This window comes from Kluyvera sp. 142486 (assembly GCF_046569695.1).
GTDB lineage: Bacteria > Pseudomonadota > Gammaproteobacteria > Enterobacterales > Enterobacteriaceae > Kluyvera.
Genome location: NZ_JBKHUI010000003.1, coordinates 215,218 through 230,024 on the forward strand (window position 1 = coordinate 215,218; position 14,807 = coordinate 230,024).

The window sequence follows — 14,807 nt, forward strand, 5'->3', positions numbered from 1 at the left end:
AGGGACACGATGAACCCCATATTTTCTATTGGTATCAAGTCGCTGTGGGATGAAGTGAGTCATATGCCTGCGGGCGGCGTGTGGTGGGTTAATACCGATCGCCATGAGGATGCCGTCAGCCTGCTAAACCAGACGCTTTCAGCGCAGCAAGATGCGGCAAAAGTGGCGGTGGTTTGCATGGGTGAAAACCCCAATAACCTTATAGAATTAAAGGGAAATTCCGGCCCCAAAAAAGTGTCACTGTTTACCATGCAGGATAGCGTAGATAGTCTATACTTTATGCGCCGCGATTTACTGCGCACGCTCGAACCCAACGATTATTTCGTCATCCTGTTATGCTCACATAACGCCTGGAAAAATATTCCTGCCGATAAAATTCATGATTGGGTAAACAAGTCCCAAAAATGGGCTAAATACTATGGCTGCACGCTTCTGGTACTGAATCCAGGCAACAATGCCGACGCTCAAACCTCCGTTTTACTCGGTGAATATCGTGCCCTTTCTGGCCTGGCAAGTTTACGTTACCAGGGTGATAGTCAACTACTGGATATATCTTACTGGTCAAATGAAAAAGGGGTTAGCGCTCGCCAGCAGCTATTAATTAAACAAAATGACCACGGCTGGCACCTGGCGCAGGACGAAGTTGCGAACGTCCAGCCGCGCAGCGATGAAAAAGAAGTGCTCAGTAATATCATTATTCTCGAAGGTGCACCGGCACTTTCAGAGCACTGGACTTTATTTGATACCAATGACGCTGTTTTTAATGCCGCACGTACCGCACAGGCCGCAACCGTCATATTCTCGCTGAACCAGAATAGCCAGGTAGAGCAGCTTGCCCGATATATTCATACTCTACGTCGACAGCGCGGAAGTGCTTTAAAACTTATTGTCCGAGAGACAACTCCTAGCCTGCGAGCCACCGATGAGCGCCTGCTGTTAAGCTGCGGGGCCAATATCGTTATCTCCGCCAGCGCGCCGCTGTCTCGTAGCCTGACCCTGATCGAAAGCGTACAGACGCAGCAGTTTAACCGTCACGTGCCGGAAGATTTAGCCACTCTGCTCGCCAACACCGAACCGCTGAAGCTGAAGGGTTACCAGAAATGGGACGTGTTCTGCGATGCGGTGCAAAAGGTTATCAACAACACGCTGCTGCCCGCGGACAGTAAAGGCGTGATGGTGGCGCTCAGGCCAACGCCAGGGTTACGCGTTGAGCAGGCGCTGACGCTGTGCCGTCCGCACCGTATGGGCGATATTGTGACCATCGCCGATCGTCGTCTGGTGCTGTTCCTCCCCTTCTGCCGCGTAAACGACCTCGACAAAGCGCTCAACCATATTTTCCCCCTGCCAACCGGGGATATTTTCTCTAACCGCATGATGTGGTTTGAAGATAAACAGATTTCCGCCGAGTTGATTGATATGCGTAGCGTGAAGCCAGAGCTGTGGACGCAGCCGTTGCGTATCTCACCGAAGCCGAAAAACGTGATTAATGCGACCTATGAAGATAACAGCTGGCGCCGTTATCCCGAGCCGTGCCGCCTGTCTACGGATACCGAAGGAACATCGTCATGATGTCGATAAGCGATATTATTCAACTCGTGATTCTCTGCGCGCTGATCTTTTTCCCGCTGGGATATCTGGCGCGTCATCACCAGCGCCGCATTGAGAATGCGTTCCGTCTGATGTTTCTAAAACCGCGCTTTGTTAAACCCGTCGGCGTGATACGCCGGGATCAGGCCGTCAGGGCAAAATCAAAAAATGACTAATTCGACGAAAAACGCCACCGTTACTCCTTCTCCGCTTTGGCACTACTGGCGGGGGCTTTCTGGCTGGAACCTCTATTTCCTGGTCAAATTCGGCTTGCTTTGGGCGGGATACCTCAATTTCCATCCCATGATGAACCTGGTGTTCATGGCATTCCTGCTCTTCCCATTGCCAAACAACCGACTGCACCGCTGGCGCCACTGGATTGCCATCCCGCTCGGCTTTGCGCTGTTCTGGCACGATACCTGGCTGCCGGGACCGGAGAGCATTATGAGTCAGGGCTCGCAGATTGCGGACTTTAGCGCGGATTACATCTGGGATCTCGTCACCCGCTTTATTAACTGGCAGATGGTCGGCGCCTTCTTCGTGCTCGTGGTCGCCTGGCTGTTCTTAAATCAGTGGATCCGCATTACCGTTTTTGTGGTCGCCGCGATGGTATGGATTAACGTCGGCCCGCTGCTCCCGTCCATTAATCTGTGGTCTGCCGGGCAGGCAACCAACGCTACCGCCGCCACAACCTCCTCAGCACCCGCCGCCGCGGCAGGCAGCGCGACGGCAAGCGGCGATCTTCCCGCACAAACCGCTGCGCCAACGTCAGATAACCTGAACGCCTGGTTAAACAGCTTCTACGCGTCGGAAAGCAAGCGCACGACCACCTTCCCGGCTCAATTGCCGGAAGATGCGCAGCCGTTTGACCTGCTGGTTATCAACATCTGCTCGCTGGCTAACTCCGACATCGAAGCGGCGGGTCTGATGCAGCATCCGCTGTGGTCACACTTTGATATTCGCTTTAGCAATTTCAACTCCGCGACCTCATACAGCGGCCCGGCAGCGATTCGTCTGCTGCGCGCAAGCTGCGGTCAACCTTCACATACCAATCTGTATCAGCCAGCGGGTAACCAGTGCTACCTGTTTGATAATCTTGCAAAACTCGGTTTCACGCAGCACCTGATGCTTGACCATAACGGCGTGTTCGGCGATTTCCTCAAAGAAGTGCGTGAGAACGGCGGCATGCAGAGCCCGCTGATGGATCAAAGCAAGCTGCCGGTTAACCTGCTCTCTTTCGATGGTTCCCCGGTGTATGACGACCTGGCGGTGCTCGACCGCTGGCTGCAGTCGCCAGATATGCCTGCAGGTGGTCGCTCGGCAACCTTCTATAACATCCTGCCGCTGCACGACGGTAACCACTTCCAGGGACAGAGCAAAACGGCGGACTACAAGACCCGTGCGCAGAAGCTGTTTGATGAGCTGGATGCTTTCTTTACCGAACTTGAGAAGTCTGGTCGTCGAGTGATGGTTGTGGTAGTGCCGGAGCATGGCGCGGCGCTGCAGGGCGATAAAATGCAGGTCTCCGGTCTGCGCGATATCCCAAGCCCATCGATTACCCACGTACCGGCCGCGATCAAATTCTTTGGCATGAAAGCACCGCATCAGGGCGCCGCTATTGATATCAATCAGCCAAGCAGTTACCTGGCGATTTCCGAACTGGTTGCCCGGGCGGTAGACGGCAAAATCTTTACCGAAGATAGCGTCGACTGGTCGGCCTTCACCGGCAACCTGCCGCAGACCGCCGCGGTGTCGGAAAACTCCAACGCCGTGGTCGTTCAGTACCAGGGCAAACCCTACGTTCGCCTGAACGGTGGTTCCTGGGTGCCGTACCCACAGTAAAACGAAAAAGGCCGCAGGGTTTTACCCCTGCGGCCCGGTTCGGGCGCATGCTGCCACTGCGGCGGACAGACGCCCCTCAGCCAGCGTTATTTCCGGTTATGCCAGCTGCTCAGAATAGCGCTGGTGATAATTCCCACCGCAATCGGAGCTGCCAGATCGTGCCAGAAAAGCATGCCAAGCTCTGCGAGAGTCATGTAGCCGCCTTGGTTGCAATAGCAACAGTTCGCGGCTATTCTCTTGATGTCTGGTCAAGTGATAGCCCCCGTTATGTTGCTGGTTTATACCAAACAACGTGCGGGGGTTTTCTCTTTCCAGCAACTCGTGCCACCGGGGATCAAGCCCCCGCAACATTGCGCCTCACCGGGAAACCCGGCTTGGCGACGATACTACTGCAATCAGCCCCTCAACTCGCCGTAACAACTCTATTTTCAGAATAGCGCCCGACCTGAGCGTAGCCCGGCCGAGCGCAGCGACTCCGGGGGTCGGCGTAAACGCCTTGCCCGGACTACCAATACGAAAAAGGCCGCAGGGTTTTACCCCTGCGGCCCGGTTCGGGCGCATGCTGCCACTGCGGCGGACAGACACCCCTCAGCCAGCGTTATTTCCGGTTATGCCAGCTGCTCAGAATGGCGCTGGTGATAATTCCCACCGCAATCGGAGCTGCCAGATCGTGCCAGAAAAGCATGCCAAGCTCTGCGAGCGTCATGTAGCCGCCTTGGTTGCAATAGCAACAGTTCGCGGCTATCCTTTGTTTGCGAGTCAAAGAATGGCCCCCGTTATGTTGCTGGTTTATACCAAACAACGTGCGGGGGTTTTCTCTTTCCAGCAACTTATGCCGCCGGGGATCAAGCCCCCGCAACATTGCGCCTCACCGGAAAACCCGGCTTGGCGACGATACTACTGCAATCAGCCTCTCAACTCGCCGTAACAACCCCATTTTCAGAATAGCGCCCGACCTAAGCGACGCCGGGAATCGATGCCGAGATAAGCTCCGAGCAGTCCCGGGGGCGGCGTAAACGCCTTGCCCGGGCTACCAATACGAAAAAGGCCGCAGGGTTTTACCCCTGCGGCCTGGTTCGGGCGCATGCTGCCACTGCGGCGGACAGACGCCCCTCAGCCAGCATTATTTCCGGTTATGCCAGCTGCTCAGAATGGCGCTGGTGATAATTCCCACCGCAATCGGAGCTGCCAGATCGTGCCAGAAAAGCATGCCAAGCTCTGCGAGCGTCATGTAGCCGCCTTGGTTGCAATAGCAACAGTTCGCGGCTATTCTCTTGTTGTTCAGGCAAGTGATAGCCCCCGTTATGTTGCTGGTTTATACCAAACAACGTGCGGGGGTTTTCTCTTTCCAGCAACTCGTGCCACCGGGGATCAAGCCCCCGCAACATTGCGCCTCACCGGAAACCCGGCTTGGCGACGATACTACTGCAATCAGCCCCTCAACTCGCCGTAACAACCCCATTTTCAGAATAGCGCCCGACCTGCGCGTAGCCCGGCCGAGCGCAGCGACGCCGGGAATTGATGCCGAGATAAGCTCCGAGCAGTCCCGGGGGCAGCGTAAACGCCTTGCCCAGGCTACAAATACAAAAAAGCCGCAGGGTTTTATCTCTGCGGCTCTGTTATAGCTGATGAGGATCCGATTACACGGTTTTCTCTGGATTCTCATCCTGGTCAACCGCGAAGCACGCGACCAACTGACCGCCATACTCTTTCAGCTGTGGTTGCAGCTGGGTGCACTGGCCAAAGCGGCGGCGGCAGCGGGCGTTGAAGGCGCAGCCCGGCGGTGGATTCAGCGGGCTTGGCAGCTCGCCGGTCAGCTTGATGCGCTCGCGGCGATCGTCTGGATTCAGTCGCGGCGTCGCGGAGAGCAGCGCTTGAGTGTACGGGTGACGCGGGTTGTTGAAGATCTGGTCCTTTGTCCCCTTCTCTACGCAGCGGCCCAGGTACATCACCATCACTTCATCAGCAATGTGCTCTACGACTGACAGGTCGTGGGAGATAAAAACGTAAGAGAGCCCCAGCTCCTGCTGCAAATCCATCATCAGGTTCAGCACCTGCGCGCGCACGGAAACGTCGAGCGCAGAGACCGGTTCGTCGGCAATCACTACGTCCGGATCAAGCATCAGACCACGGGCGATAGCAATACGCTGACGCTGGCCGCCGGAGAACATATGCGGATAGCGGTCATAGTGCTCGGTTTTCAGGCCCACTTTCGCCATCATCGCCAGCGCCTTTTCACGGCGCTGCTCTTTGCTGAGCGAAGTGTTAATCAGCAGCGGCTCTTCCAGAATCTGTCCCACTTTTTTACGTGGGTTCAGCGAGCCGTACGGGTTCTGGAACACAATCTGGATCTTCTGCCGACGCAGTTTCTGCGCGTGCGGGTCGTGCTTAAGCAGATCCTGCCCCTGATAATAAAGCTCGCCACCGCTCGGCGTTTCGATCATCGTCAGCAGACGACCCAGCGTCGATTTACCGCAACCGGATTCCCCGACCACCGCCAGCGTTTTGCCGCGCTCGAGGGTAAATGACACGCCGTCCAGCGCTTTCACCAGGCGTTCCGGGGCAAACATCCCCTTCTTCACCGGGTAGTGTTTTTTCAGGTCAATTGCCTGCAGCAGCGGCTGCTGCGAGGTGGCCTCGTGCGTACTCATAGTGTGGGCCTCCCGGCATCATCGAGTGGGTAGTGACATTTCGACTGGCGAGCACCGTCAACGGTATTCAGCTCAGGCTCTACGCTGCGGCATTTATCCGTCGCATACGGGCAACGCGGGTTCAGCAGGCAGCCGTTCGGGCGGTCGTATTTGCCCGGGACCACGCCCGGCAGCGATGCCAGGCGCGCTTTATCCTGAGCAAACTCCGGCAGCGCGCGCAGCAGCGCTTGAGTATAAGGATGACGCGGGGCGCGGAAGATATCGCCCGCAGCGCCCGTCTCAACCACCTGACCGGCGTACATCACGATGATTTTGTGCGCGGCTTCGGCCACCAGCGCCAGATCGTGAGTGATCAGGATCAGCGCCATGTTCTCTTTCTGCTGAAGCTCCAGCAGCAGTTCGATGATCTGCGCCTGAATGGTCACATCCAGCGCGGTAGTTGGTTCATCGGCAATCAGCAGCTTCGGACGACAGGCAATCGCCATGGCAATCATCACGCGCTGGCTCATCCCACCGGAAAGCTGGTGCGGATACACGTCCAGACGCGAGGCCGGGTCAGGGATACCCACCTGATTTAACAGGTCGATGGCCCGCTGACGACGCGTGCTCTTGTTGCCGCCCTGGTGCACCTTAATCGCTTCCATAATCTGGAAGCCGACGGTATAGCACGGGTTGAGGCTGGTCATCGGGTCCTGGAAGATCATCGCCACTTCGGCGCCTACCAGATTGCGACGCTCTTTCTCGGAAATGCGCTTCAGATCCTGACCGTTAAACAGCAGGCTTTCGGCCATCACGCGGCCGGGATAATCAATCAGCCCCATAATCGCCAGCGAGCTTACGGATTTGCCCGAACCGGATTCGCCGACAATGCCGACAACCTCGCCCTGATTTACGCTGTAGCTCACGCGGTCTACGGCTTTGAACGGTGTGCCTTCGTCGCCGAAGTGCACCGATAATTTATCTACATTTAATAACGCCATCTCGGTCCCCTTACTGCTTCAGTTTGGGATCGAGCGCGTCACGCAGACCGTCACCCATCAGGTTAAACGCCAGTACCGTCAGCAGGATCGCCAGCCCTGGGAAGGTCACCACCCACCAGGCGCTTTGGGCGAACTGCAGCACGTCAGAGAGCATGGTGCCCCACTCCGGCGTAGGCGGCTGTGCGCCCATCCCCAGGAAGCCGAGGGCAGCCATATCGAGAATGGCGTTAGAGAAACCGAGCGATGCCTGAACAATCAGCGGCGCAAGGCAGTTTGGGAAAATGTTGACGAACATCTGACGCATCGCCCCGGCACCCGCCACGCGGGAAGCGGTCACGTAGTCGCGGTTCACCTCCACCAGTACGGCGGCACGGGTTAAACGGACATAGTGCGGCAGGGCGACGAAGGTCAGCGCCAGCGCGGCGTTACCAATCGACGGGCCGAAGATAGCCACCAGTACCAGCGCCAGCAGCAGGCTTGGCAACGCCAGCATGATGTCGACGACGCGCATGATGATGTTATCGACCAGGCCGCCGAAGTAACCGGCAACCAGCCCCAGCACAATGCCCATCACCAGCGACAGCACTACGACCAGACAGCCGACCAGCAGCGACAGGCGCGCACCGTACATCAGACGGGACAGCACATCGCGACCCACATCATCGGTACCAAACAGATGCGCCCAGGTGCCACCTTCCTGCCACGCCGGTGGCGCGAGCAGCGTATCGCGGAACTGATCGGCCGGGTTATACGGCGCAATCCAGTTGGCGAAGATAGCAATAAACAGCACGATAACCACGTAAACCAGGCCGACAACCGCGCCTTTATTGCGCTTAAAGTAGTGCCAGAATTCCTGGAACGGGGTCATCGGCACCGGTGCTTTATTCTCAGTAACTTGTGACATGATGGCCCCTTACTTCTTATGACGAATGCGCGGGTTCACCACGCCGTACAGCAGGTCTACCAGCAGGTTGACGAGGATAATCATCGTCGCCACCAGCAGCACCCCACCCTGCACTACCGGATAGTCACGGCGTTGCAGCGCGTCAATCAGCCAGCGTCCCAGGCCCGGCCAGGAGAAGATGGTTTCCGTCAGAATCGCACCTGCCAGCAGCGTACCGACCTGCAGGCCGATAACGGTCACCACCGGCAGCATGGCGTTACGCAGAGCGTGAACGATGATGACGCGCATACGGGTTAAGCCCTTGGCGCGCGCGGTACGGATATAATCTTCACCCAGTACTTCCAGCATAGAGGAGCGGGTCATACGCACGATAACCGCCAGCGGAATAGTGCCGAGCACGATAGCGGGCAGAACCATATGCGCCAGCGCATCGATAAAGTTGCCCGGATCGCCCCAGATGGCAGTATCAATCAACATAAAGCCGGTCAGCGGGTTGGAATCGTCAAGGAACACCATGTCACTGACGCGTCCGGAGACCGGCGTCAGGTTCCAGTGCACCGACACCAGCATAATCAGCATCATGCCCCACCAGAAAATCGGCATGGAGTAGCCGGTCAGCGCCAGGCCAACGGCGGTATGATCGAAGATGGAACCGCGCTTAACAGCGGCCAGTACGCCTACCGGGATTCCCACGGCGATGGCGAAAATCATGGCGCAGATACCGAGCTCCAGCGTCGCTTTAAAACGCGGCACGAACTCGTCCCACACCGGGAGTCGGCTTTTCAATGAAATGCCTAAGTCACCGTGCAGTACGCCCCAGATATAGTGGAGGTACTGTTGCCACATTGGCTTATCCAGGCCGAGTTCGGCCAGAAGCTGGGCATGGCGCTCAGGGGAAATACCACGCTCGCCCGCCATAATCATCACCGGATCGCCGGGGATCATATGCACGAAGGCAAACGTGAGGAGGGTGATACCGATAAACGTCGGGATCACCAGACCCAATCGTTTGAGGATGAACTGCAACATAACCCTGATTCTCTCTAATGACGTCCCGCCTGGTCACAGGTCGTCTGTATTGCTCACAAATCTGCCGCCTTTATTAAACGCAAGAGGCGCAGATACGGCGCAGCTTCCCACCCCAAGGGGGGCAGGAAGCGTTGCGCTGCCGGTTAAGGCATCGTCTTTATTATTCGATAGATACGTTGTCGAAGTGGTGTTTACCTAACGGGTCAACCACATAGCCTTTGACTTCTTTACGCACCGGCTCGTATACGGTGGAGTGAGCGATGATCAGCGCTGGAGCCTGATCGTGCATTACCACCTGAGCCTGTTTGTACAGCTCAACGCGTTTGTTGTGGTCGTCGGTAGCACGTGCCGGTTGAATCAGATCTTCAAACGGCTTGTAGCACCAGCGAGAGTAGTTGGAACCGTCTTTCGCCGCCGCGCAGCTGAACAGCGTCGCGAAGAAGTTATCCGGATCCCCGTTGTCGCCGGTCCAGCCCATCATGACCGCCTGGTGCTCACCGGCTTTCGCACGCTTGAGGTACTCACCCCACTCGTAGGTCACGATTTTGGCCTGTACGCCGATCTTCGCCCAGTCAGCCTGAATCATCTCGGCCATACGGCGAGCGTTCGGGTTGTACGGGCGCTGTACCGGCATCGCCCACAGCTCAACGGTGAAGCCTTTATCCTGGCCCGCTTCTTTCAGCAGCGCCTTAGCTTTTTCCGGATCGTAGCTGTAGTCTTTGACGTCGTCGTTATAGCCCCACATGGTTGGCGGGATCAGGTTCTTAGCCGCAACGCCAGCGCCCTGATAAACGGCTTTGATGATCGCTTCTTTGTTCACCGCGTAGGTCAGCGCCTGACGCACTTTCACGTCATCAAACGGTTTTTTCTCGGTGTTGAAGGAGAGGTAGCCGACGTTCAGGCCAGCCTGCTCCATCAGGTTGATGCTCTTGTCTTCTTTCATGCGCGCGATGTCAGCCGGGTTCGGGTACGGCATGACCTGGCACTCATTCTTCTGCAGCTTAGCGTAACGCACGGAAGCGTCAGGCGTGATGGAGAAGACCAGGCGGTCAATCTGCGGCTTGGTGCCCCAGTAGCCCGGGAAGGCTTTGTACAGAATACGGGAGTCTTTCTGGTACTGAACCAGCTGGAATGGACCGGTACCGATTGGGTTCAGGTCAACTTTCTCCGGCGTGCCGGCTTTCAGCATGTTGTCAGCATATTCTTTTGACAGAATAGACGCGAAGTCCATCGCCAGGTCGGCCAGGAACGGCGCTTCCGGGCGAGTCAGCACGAACTGAACGGTATGATCGTCGACTTTTTTCACTTCGCTAATCAGGTCCTGCAGGCCCATGCCTTCAAAGTATTCATAGCTGCCGCCAGAGACTTTGTGGTACGGGTTCTGTGCGTTTTTCTGACGGTCGAAGGAGAAGACGATGTCGTCGGCGTTCATGTCACGCGTTGGTTTGAAATCTTTATTGTCCTGCCACTTCACGCCCTGACGCAGGTGGAAAGTGTAGGTTTTGCCGTCCGGGCTGATGTCCCACTTCTCAGCCAGACCTGGAATCACTTCCGTGGTACCGGTTTTGAATTCAACCAGACGGTTATAGATAGGTACGGAGCTGGCATCATAGGTGGTACCAGACGTAAAGAGCTGTGGGTTAAAGCCTTCCGGCGAGCCTTCTGAACAATAAACCAGGGTTTTTGCCTGTACGCTGGCTGCAACGGTCATAGCGACCAGGCTGAGACCCAGCTTCAGCATCCCTGACTTCTTCAAGGAAATACTCATTATTCTGCTCCAATGTGATTATGTGTTGTTTTTACCCTTTGCATTGGGTTACACCGCCTGACCTTATTTATTTTTGAACCGGCTGGGTCGATGCATTTAGAGGCGAGGGATTCCTTTCACTGGAACATCTGAGTTGCAGTGCGGATTCTCCATGAAATGCCCCTCATGCCCTACAATCTGTCAATAGAATGTGAAAACGTCAATACAGTTAACCGGGATTTGTATTGAAGGTGAGAATGGATGGGCAAAGATTAAAAAAACCCCGAAGCACTATTTTCAGCAGAGAAATTTATGCTATGGGCAAGAAGGCAGAGTAATCCACTTAATAATTTGCAACATTCAGCGATTAACATTTAGCCGTTATGTGAAAAATTTATTTCGATATGATGATAATCTGAGCGATTAATGCCGCGAACGTTAAAACGCACAGGGGAAAATGCTGAGCTTAGTCATAAGCAGCGAAAAAAAAGATTCGCCTATGCATACGAAAATACAATGGAATATGTCACAAAATTGTGAACAGGCAGGGGAAGCGTTTGTGTTGCCGGAAGGAGGCTTCAGGAATCACGCATTGCCGGATGGCGACGTAAACGCCTTTTCCGGCCTACAATCGCAGAACACGTAGCCCGGCCAAGCGAAGCGCCGCCGGGGTTTCGCCGACGTAAACGCCTGGTCCGGTTACCAGATGCTATAAACGCAAAAAGCCTGCTCGTTGAGCAGGCTTTCCAAACTGGTCGGTGATAGAGGATTCGAACCTCCGACCCCTTCGTCCCGAACGAAGTGCGCTACCAGGCTGCGCCAATCACCGTACGCAGCAGATCTTACTGCTGCGTTTTTGGGCCGTCAATCCCTTATTAAATCCATGCCTTTTGTTCGGTGAAGAACGCATCACTGCGCCGTTTTCTTACTTTCAGGCACGTGGCACCAGTTGTTGAACTCATTAATACCGCCGTCTGGCGAGGTATAACCCAGGCAACCCATAATCGTGTCGTACAGCTCCACGTGGCGCTTCGGCTGCTTCATCGCCGCCTGCTGTTGCAGGTAGGCGAACGACTTCGCGTGGTCCGGGTTCTGCAGATATTTATCCGACATCCAGACCATCATCGGCACGCGGAACTGCTCTGGCGGCGCCATCTTACGCGGCGTGCCGTGCAGGCGTTCGTGCTCATTAATCGACTCGCCGTGATCCGCGGCAAAGAAGACAATCGCCTTCTTATCGCGCAGTTGATCGAAAACGTTCACCAGGAAGTGATCGACATAGGTTATGGAGTTATCGTAAGAGTTGATTAGCTCCGCCTTGCTGCACTTGTCGTCCACGTTCACGCACTCCGGTTTCCACTGCGCAAAGTTGCGCGGGTAACGCTGGGTGTAGTTAAAGTGCGAGCCTTTAGTGTGGATAATAATGAGGTGTTTGCCCTTCTCACTCTGACGGGCGAGCACGTTTTGTAGCTCATCGGCCAGTAGCATGTCGTCCACACTCTTACCACGGTTACGCGGCTCCGCGCCAATCTGCTCACGATAAGCAATATTGTTCGCCATCGTGTTGCTGTAGAACCACAGCTCACTCTGCATCGCCAGCAGGTCACCGGTGAAGCCCAGTTGATGCAGCACCGCAAAGACGTTCTGCTCTTTCAGCGTACGCTGCGGATTATCGCTCGCGCCGCCCTGGCGGACAAACATACAGCGCAGCGAAAGCTTGGTGGCGGTATCACAGGAGTAGCCGCGGAACGCGACCAGGTTTTTCTCCTTTGCCAGCCCCGGCGTGGTATTGCGCGCGTAGCCAAACAGGCCCATATGATCCCAGCGGGTGGTTTCACCGATGATAAACACCATATAGGTGTCATCGATATCCTTTGGCGGGACATAGGTGAAGTTCTTCGCCGGGTCGAACAACTCCCGGGTGTCGGTTGACTCGTCAACCTGCGTCCAGCCATAAAGGCCCAACGCCGCCACCCAGTTGCTCGGCAGATAGGAGTTGGCCAGAACGCCGCCATAGCTCGGCAAATCCACCTGTGCTTGCCGTTCGCCCTCCTTCAGATGAACCTCCATCAGACGAATCGGCCCCCAGACCAGCAGCGCCGACAGCAGCACAATTGCAATGCCGCGAATGCGCTGCCCTGGCGTGCGCAGCTGATAAAGCAGCGTATCGCGCGCCTGATTAATCCAGATACAGGCCAGCGGCAGGATACTGGTCAGCACCAGCCAGCTGATAAAGTGCCAGCCTACGACCTCCTTCGAAAGATCGACGTCAGTGGTCATGACCGAAGCCACAATGCCATAGCCAATCACGACGTTCAGGTTGGTCATGTAATAGCTGGCGCCGGCAGAAATCAGCACCACCAGCGTTGCCAGCACCTTCCACAACCGACGGCCCCCAATAGAGAGCACGCGGAATAAGAAGAAAGTCACCAGCAGCGTAGCAACAAGCTCAATAACGATGAACAGACCTTTCTCGAAACTGAAGTCCTGCAAATACCCCTCAAATCGACGGAACAATACGGAGAAGTTCATAAACCAGCCGATGTAGACCGCCAGCAGAAGACTCAACGTCTGCTGGGACATCGCTTTTATATATCGCATTCAACAAAACCCTGGGAAAAAGGGAAAAAGAAAAACTGGTGCCAAATCACATTATTAGCGGACCAATTAATATATGCGTTATGCCATTACAGGCATCACATGCAAGCGCGATAAGTAGACAACAAGAAAGGAGAAAAGTATTCGGAGAGAGTGTGATCTGACCAAACATTTACAATATTTGGTCAGAATCAACTAAAGATGAGAGGTAATAATTAAGCGTGAGCTTCCTGCAGAGCTTCTGTTTTTGGCTGACGAATTGTCGTAGACAGTGCCAGAGAGAGAATCAGCAGGGCGAAGATGACGCAGAAGGTGATGTAGAACCCGCCGAACATCGACGCAATCAGGGAACCACAGATGCTGCCAATACCGAAGCCCAGATAAATCACACCGTAGTTTTTCGCCAGGTTGTTCAGGCCAAAGAATTCGCTGACCAGCGATGGGAAGACGGTGATGGTGCCGCCGAAGTTAAAGGCCACACAGGCAATCGCCGCAAAGAAGGTCACTTCATTCAGCGGAGCAAACAGCAGCGCCGCCATACCCACCAGCGAGATAACCTGACCGATGGTGATAACACGGATGCGCGCAATTTTATCAGACAGAATACCCAGCACCAGACGGCCGCCCAGGTTAGCAATGGAGATAACGGTCACGGCGTTCGCTGCGGTTGCCAGATCCAGATGTACCATGCCCTGCGCGATGTCTTTCGCTACGCCGATTACGTACAGGCCACTCATGCAGGCAGTCAGGAACATCACGGCCAGCATCCAGTACTGCGGTTTACGCATAGACTCTGCCAGGGTGAAATCGTTCGCGACAACGCCGTTGGTGGTGGTGACTTTCTGGTTTGGTGCATCGGTCATCAGCATGGAACCGAAGACAATCATCACCAGTACGATAGCGCCCCAGATCATGAAGGTTTTTTCCAGGCCGACCGTTGCCAGCAGCTGGCTATCGATGAATTTAAAACCGAGGCTACCTAAACCATAAGAACCGATCGCAAAGGCGGAGATCAGACCTTTACGCTCCGGGAACCATTTCACGCAGTTGGAGAGCGTCAGCAAGTAGCCCGCACCGTCCGCCAGACCCACAATAACCCCCGCGCTCAGCCACAGCATCATCAGATTGTTCGCATGAGCCGTCATGAAGAAACCGATACCCAGCAGAATACCGGAAGCCATCGTGACGCGTTTTACGCCAAAGCGTTCCTGTAATTTACCGGCTACGGAAGAAGAGAGCGCCAGACCTAAACTTAATAAACCGAAGGAGAACGCCACCTGGCTAACGGATGCATCCAGCTTAGTGGACAACGCGCTGTTAAACAGGCTCCAGGTATAAACGGAACCTAATGCGAATTGGGTAATGATGGTGCCGAATAATGTCAGCCAGCGGGTATGATTTTTGGTTGCAGCGTTCATGATGATGATGCCTTCTTAAATTAACTGCTGCCAACGATAACGAAGTTAGCA

At 55.2% G+C, this 14,807-nt stretch carries 13 protein-coding genes and 1 tRNA gene; 3 read left to right on the forward strand and 11 right to left on the reverse strand.

The features are described from left to right. Nucleotides 1–9: 9 nt before the first annotated feature. From bcsE to bcsG, 3 genes are read left to right on the forward strand one after another with little or no spacing between them, the layout of a single operon-like run. Complete coding sequence (bcsE, locus tag ACLGE8_RS05120; RefSeq protein WP_410996949.1) at nt 10–1,569, forward strand: cellulose biosynthesis protein BcsE; 1,560 nt, start codon at nt 10–12, stop codon at nt 1,567–1,569. Further along, nucleotides 1,566–1,763 (forward strand): cellulose biosynthesis protein BcsF, encoded by a 198-nt coding sequence (bcsF, locus tag ACLGE8_RS05125; protein ID WP_185667419.1) that lies wholly within the window; start codon nt 1,566–1,568, stop codon nt 1,761–1,763. The genes bcsE and bcsF overlap by 4 nt, the downstream gene beginning before the upstream one ends. Further along, the gene (bcsG, locus tag ACLGE8_RS05130) at nt 1,756–3,429 is read left to right on the forward strand and encodes a cellulose biosynthesis protein BcsG (protein ID WP_410996951.1); all 1,674 of its coding nucleotides are present in this window, start codon (nt 1,756–1,758) and stop codon (nt 3,427–3,429) included. The genes bcsF and bcsG overlap by 8 nt, the downstream gene beginning before the upstream one ends. 86 nt (nt 3,430–3,515) lie before the next feature. Here the strand turns inward: bcsG and ACLGE8_RS05135 are convergent, their stop codons facing one another. The 11 genes from ACLGE8_RS05135 to ACLGE8_RS05185 form a co-directional block, all read right to left on the reverse strand. Continuing rightward, on the reverse strand, nt 3,516–3,623 hold the full coding sequence (locus ACLGE8_RS05135; RefSeq protein ID WP_410996953.1) for a type I toxin-antitoxin system toxin Ldr family protein: 108 nt from the start codon (nt 3,621–3,623) through the stop codon (nt 3,516–3,518). Between the two features lie 404 nt (nt 3,624–4,027). Continuing rightward, nucleotides 4,028–4,135 carry a type I toxin-antitoxin system toxin Ldr family protein gene (locus ACLGE8_RS05140; protein WP_410996953.1) on the reverse strand — a complete coding sequence of 36 codons (108 nt, stop codon included), beginning with the start codon at nt 4,133–4,135 and terminating at the stop codon, nt 4,028–4,030. Between the two features lie 417 nt (nt 4,136–4,552). Beyond that, nucleotides 4,553–4,660 carry a type I toxin-antitoxin system toxin Ldr family protein gene (locus ACLGE8_RS05145; protein ID WP_410996953.1) on the reverse strand — a complete coding sequence of 36 codons (108 nt, stop codon included), beginning with the start codon at nt 4,658–4,660 and terminating at the stop codon, nt 4,553–4,555. A 409-nt stretch (nt 4,661–5,069) separates the two neighbouring features. Next, nucleotides 5,070–6,080: a dipeptide ABC transporter ATP-binding subunit DppF gene (gene dppF / locus ACLGE8_RS05150; protein WP_410996955.1), complete on the reverse strand. Its 1,011-nt coding sequence runs from the start codon at nt 6,078–6,080 to the stop codon at nt 5,070–5,072. After that, entirely contained in the window at nt 6,077–7,060 is a 984-nt protein-coding gene (gene dppD, locus ACLGE8_RS05155; protein WP_185667422.1) for a dipeptide ABC transporter ATP-binding protein, read from the reverse strand. The genes dppF and dppD overlap by 4 nt, the downstream gene beginning before the upstream one ends. Before the next feature lie 10 nt (nt 7,061–7,070). Further along, nucleotides 7,071–7,964 carry a dipeptide ABC transporter permease DppC gene (gene dppC / locus ACLGE8_RS05160; RefSeq protein WP_185667423.1) on the reverse strand — a complete coding sequence of 298 codons (894 nt, stop codon included), beginning with the start codon at nt 7,962–7,964 and terminating at the stop codon, nt 7,071–7,073. Nucleotides 7,965–7,973: 9 nt separating this feature from the next. Beyond that, entirely contained in the window at nt 7,974–8,993 is a 1,020-nt protein-coding gene (gene dppB / locus ACLGE8_RS05165; RefSeq protein ID WP_368299656.1) for a dipeptide ABC transporter permease DppB, read from the reverse strand. Between the two features lie 160 nt (nt 8,994–9,153). Next, nucleotides 9,154–10,761 carry a dipeptide ABC transporter periplasmic-binding protein DppA gene (dppA, locus tag ACLGE8_RS05170; protein ID WP_410996958.1) on the reverse strand — a complete coding sequence of 536 codons (1,608 nt, stop codon included), beginning with the start codon at nt 10,759–10,761 and terminating at the stop codon, nt 9,154–9,156. Between the two features lie 731 nt (nt 10,762–11,492). Further along, nucleotides 11,493–11,569: transfer RNA gene (locus tag ACLGE8_RS05175), tRNA-Pro, on the reverse strand. Between the two features lie 80 nt (nt 11,570–11,649). Further along, nucleotides 11,650–13,341: a kdo(2)-lipid A phosphoethanolamine 7''-transferase gene (gene eptB / locus ACLGE8_RS05180; RefSeq protein ID WP_410996960.1), complete on the reverse strand. Its 1,692-nt coding sequence runs from the start codon at nt 13,339–13,341 to the stop codon at nt 11,650–11,652. A gap of 212 nt (nt 13,342–13,553) precedes the next feature. Beyond that, nucleotides 13,554–14,756, reverse strand: a complete 1,203-nt coding sequence (locus ACLGE8_RS05185; RefSeq protein ID WP_410996962.1) for an MFS transporter — start codon at nt 14,754–14,756, stop codon at nt 13,554–13,556. Between the last annotated feature and the right edge of the window lie 51 nt (nt 14,757–14,807).

Excerpts from the sequence above, each read along its gene's own strand:
- bcsG (WP_410996951.1), top strand. The coding sequence starts at position 1,756 with ATGACTAATTCGACGAAAAACGCCACCGTTACTCCTTCTCCGCTTTGG.
- ACLGE8_RS05140 (WP_410996953.1), bottom strand. The coding sequence starts at position 4,135 with ATGACGCTCGCAGAGCTTGGCATGCTTTTCTGGCACGATCTGGCAGCT.
- dppB (WP_368299656.1), bottom strand. The coding sequence starts at position 8,993 with ATGTTGCAGTTCATCCTCAAACGATTGGGTCTGGTGATCCCGACGTTT.
- bcsF (WP_185667419.1), top strand. The coding sequence starts at position 1,566 with ATGATGTCGATAAGCGATATTATTCAACTCGTGATTCTCTGCGCGCTG.
- dppF (WP_410996955.1), bottom strand. The coding sequence starts at position 6,080 with ATGAGTACGCACGAGGCCACCTCGCAGCAGCCGCTGCTGCAGGCAATT.
- bcsE (WP_410996949.1), top strand. The coding sequence starts at position 10 with ATGAACCCCATATTTTCTATTGGTATCAAGTCGCTGTGGGATGAAGTG.
- ACLGE8_RS05145 (WP_410996953.1), bottom strand. The coding sequence starts at position 4,660 with ATGACGCTCGCAGAGCTTGGCATGCTTTTCTGGCACGATCTGGCAGCT.
- dppC (WP_185667423.1), bottom strand. The coding sequence starts at position 7,964 with ATGTCACAAGTTACTGAGAATAAAGCACCGGTGCCGATGACCCCGTTC.
- dppA (WP_410996958.1), bottom strand. The coding sequence starts at position 10,761 with ATGAGTATTTCCTTGAAGAAGTCAGGGATGCTGAAGCTGGGTCTCAGC.
- eptB (WP_410996960.1), bottom strand. The coding sequence starts at position 13,341 with ATGCGATATATAAAAGCGATGTCCCAGCAGACGTTGAGTCTTCTGCTG.
- dppD (WP_185667422.1), bottom strand. The coding sequence starts at position 7,060 with ATGGCGTTATTAAATGTAGATAAATTATCGGTGCACTTCGGCGACGAA.
- ACLGE8_RS05185 (WP_410996962.1), bottom strand. The coding sequence starts at position 14,756 with ATGAACGCTGCAACCAAAAATCATACCCGCTGGCTGACATTATTCGGC.
- ACLGE8_RS05135 (WP_410996953.1), bottom strand. The coding sequence starts at position 3,623 with ATGACTCTCGCAGAGCTTGGCATGCTTTTCTGGCACGATCTGGCAGCT.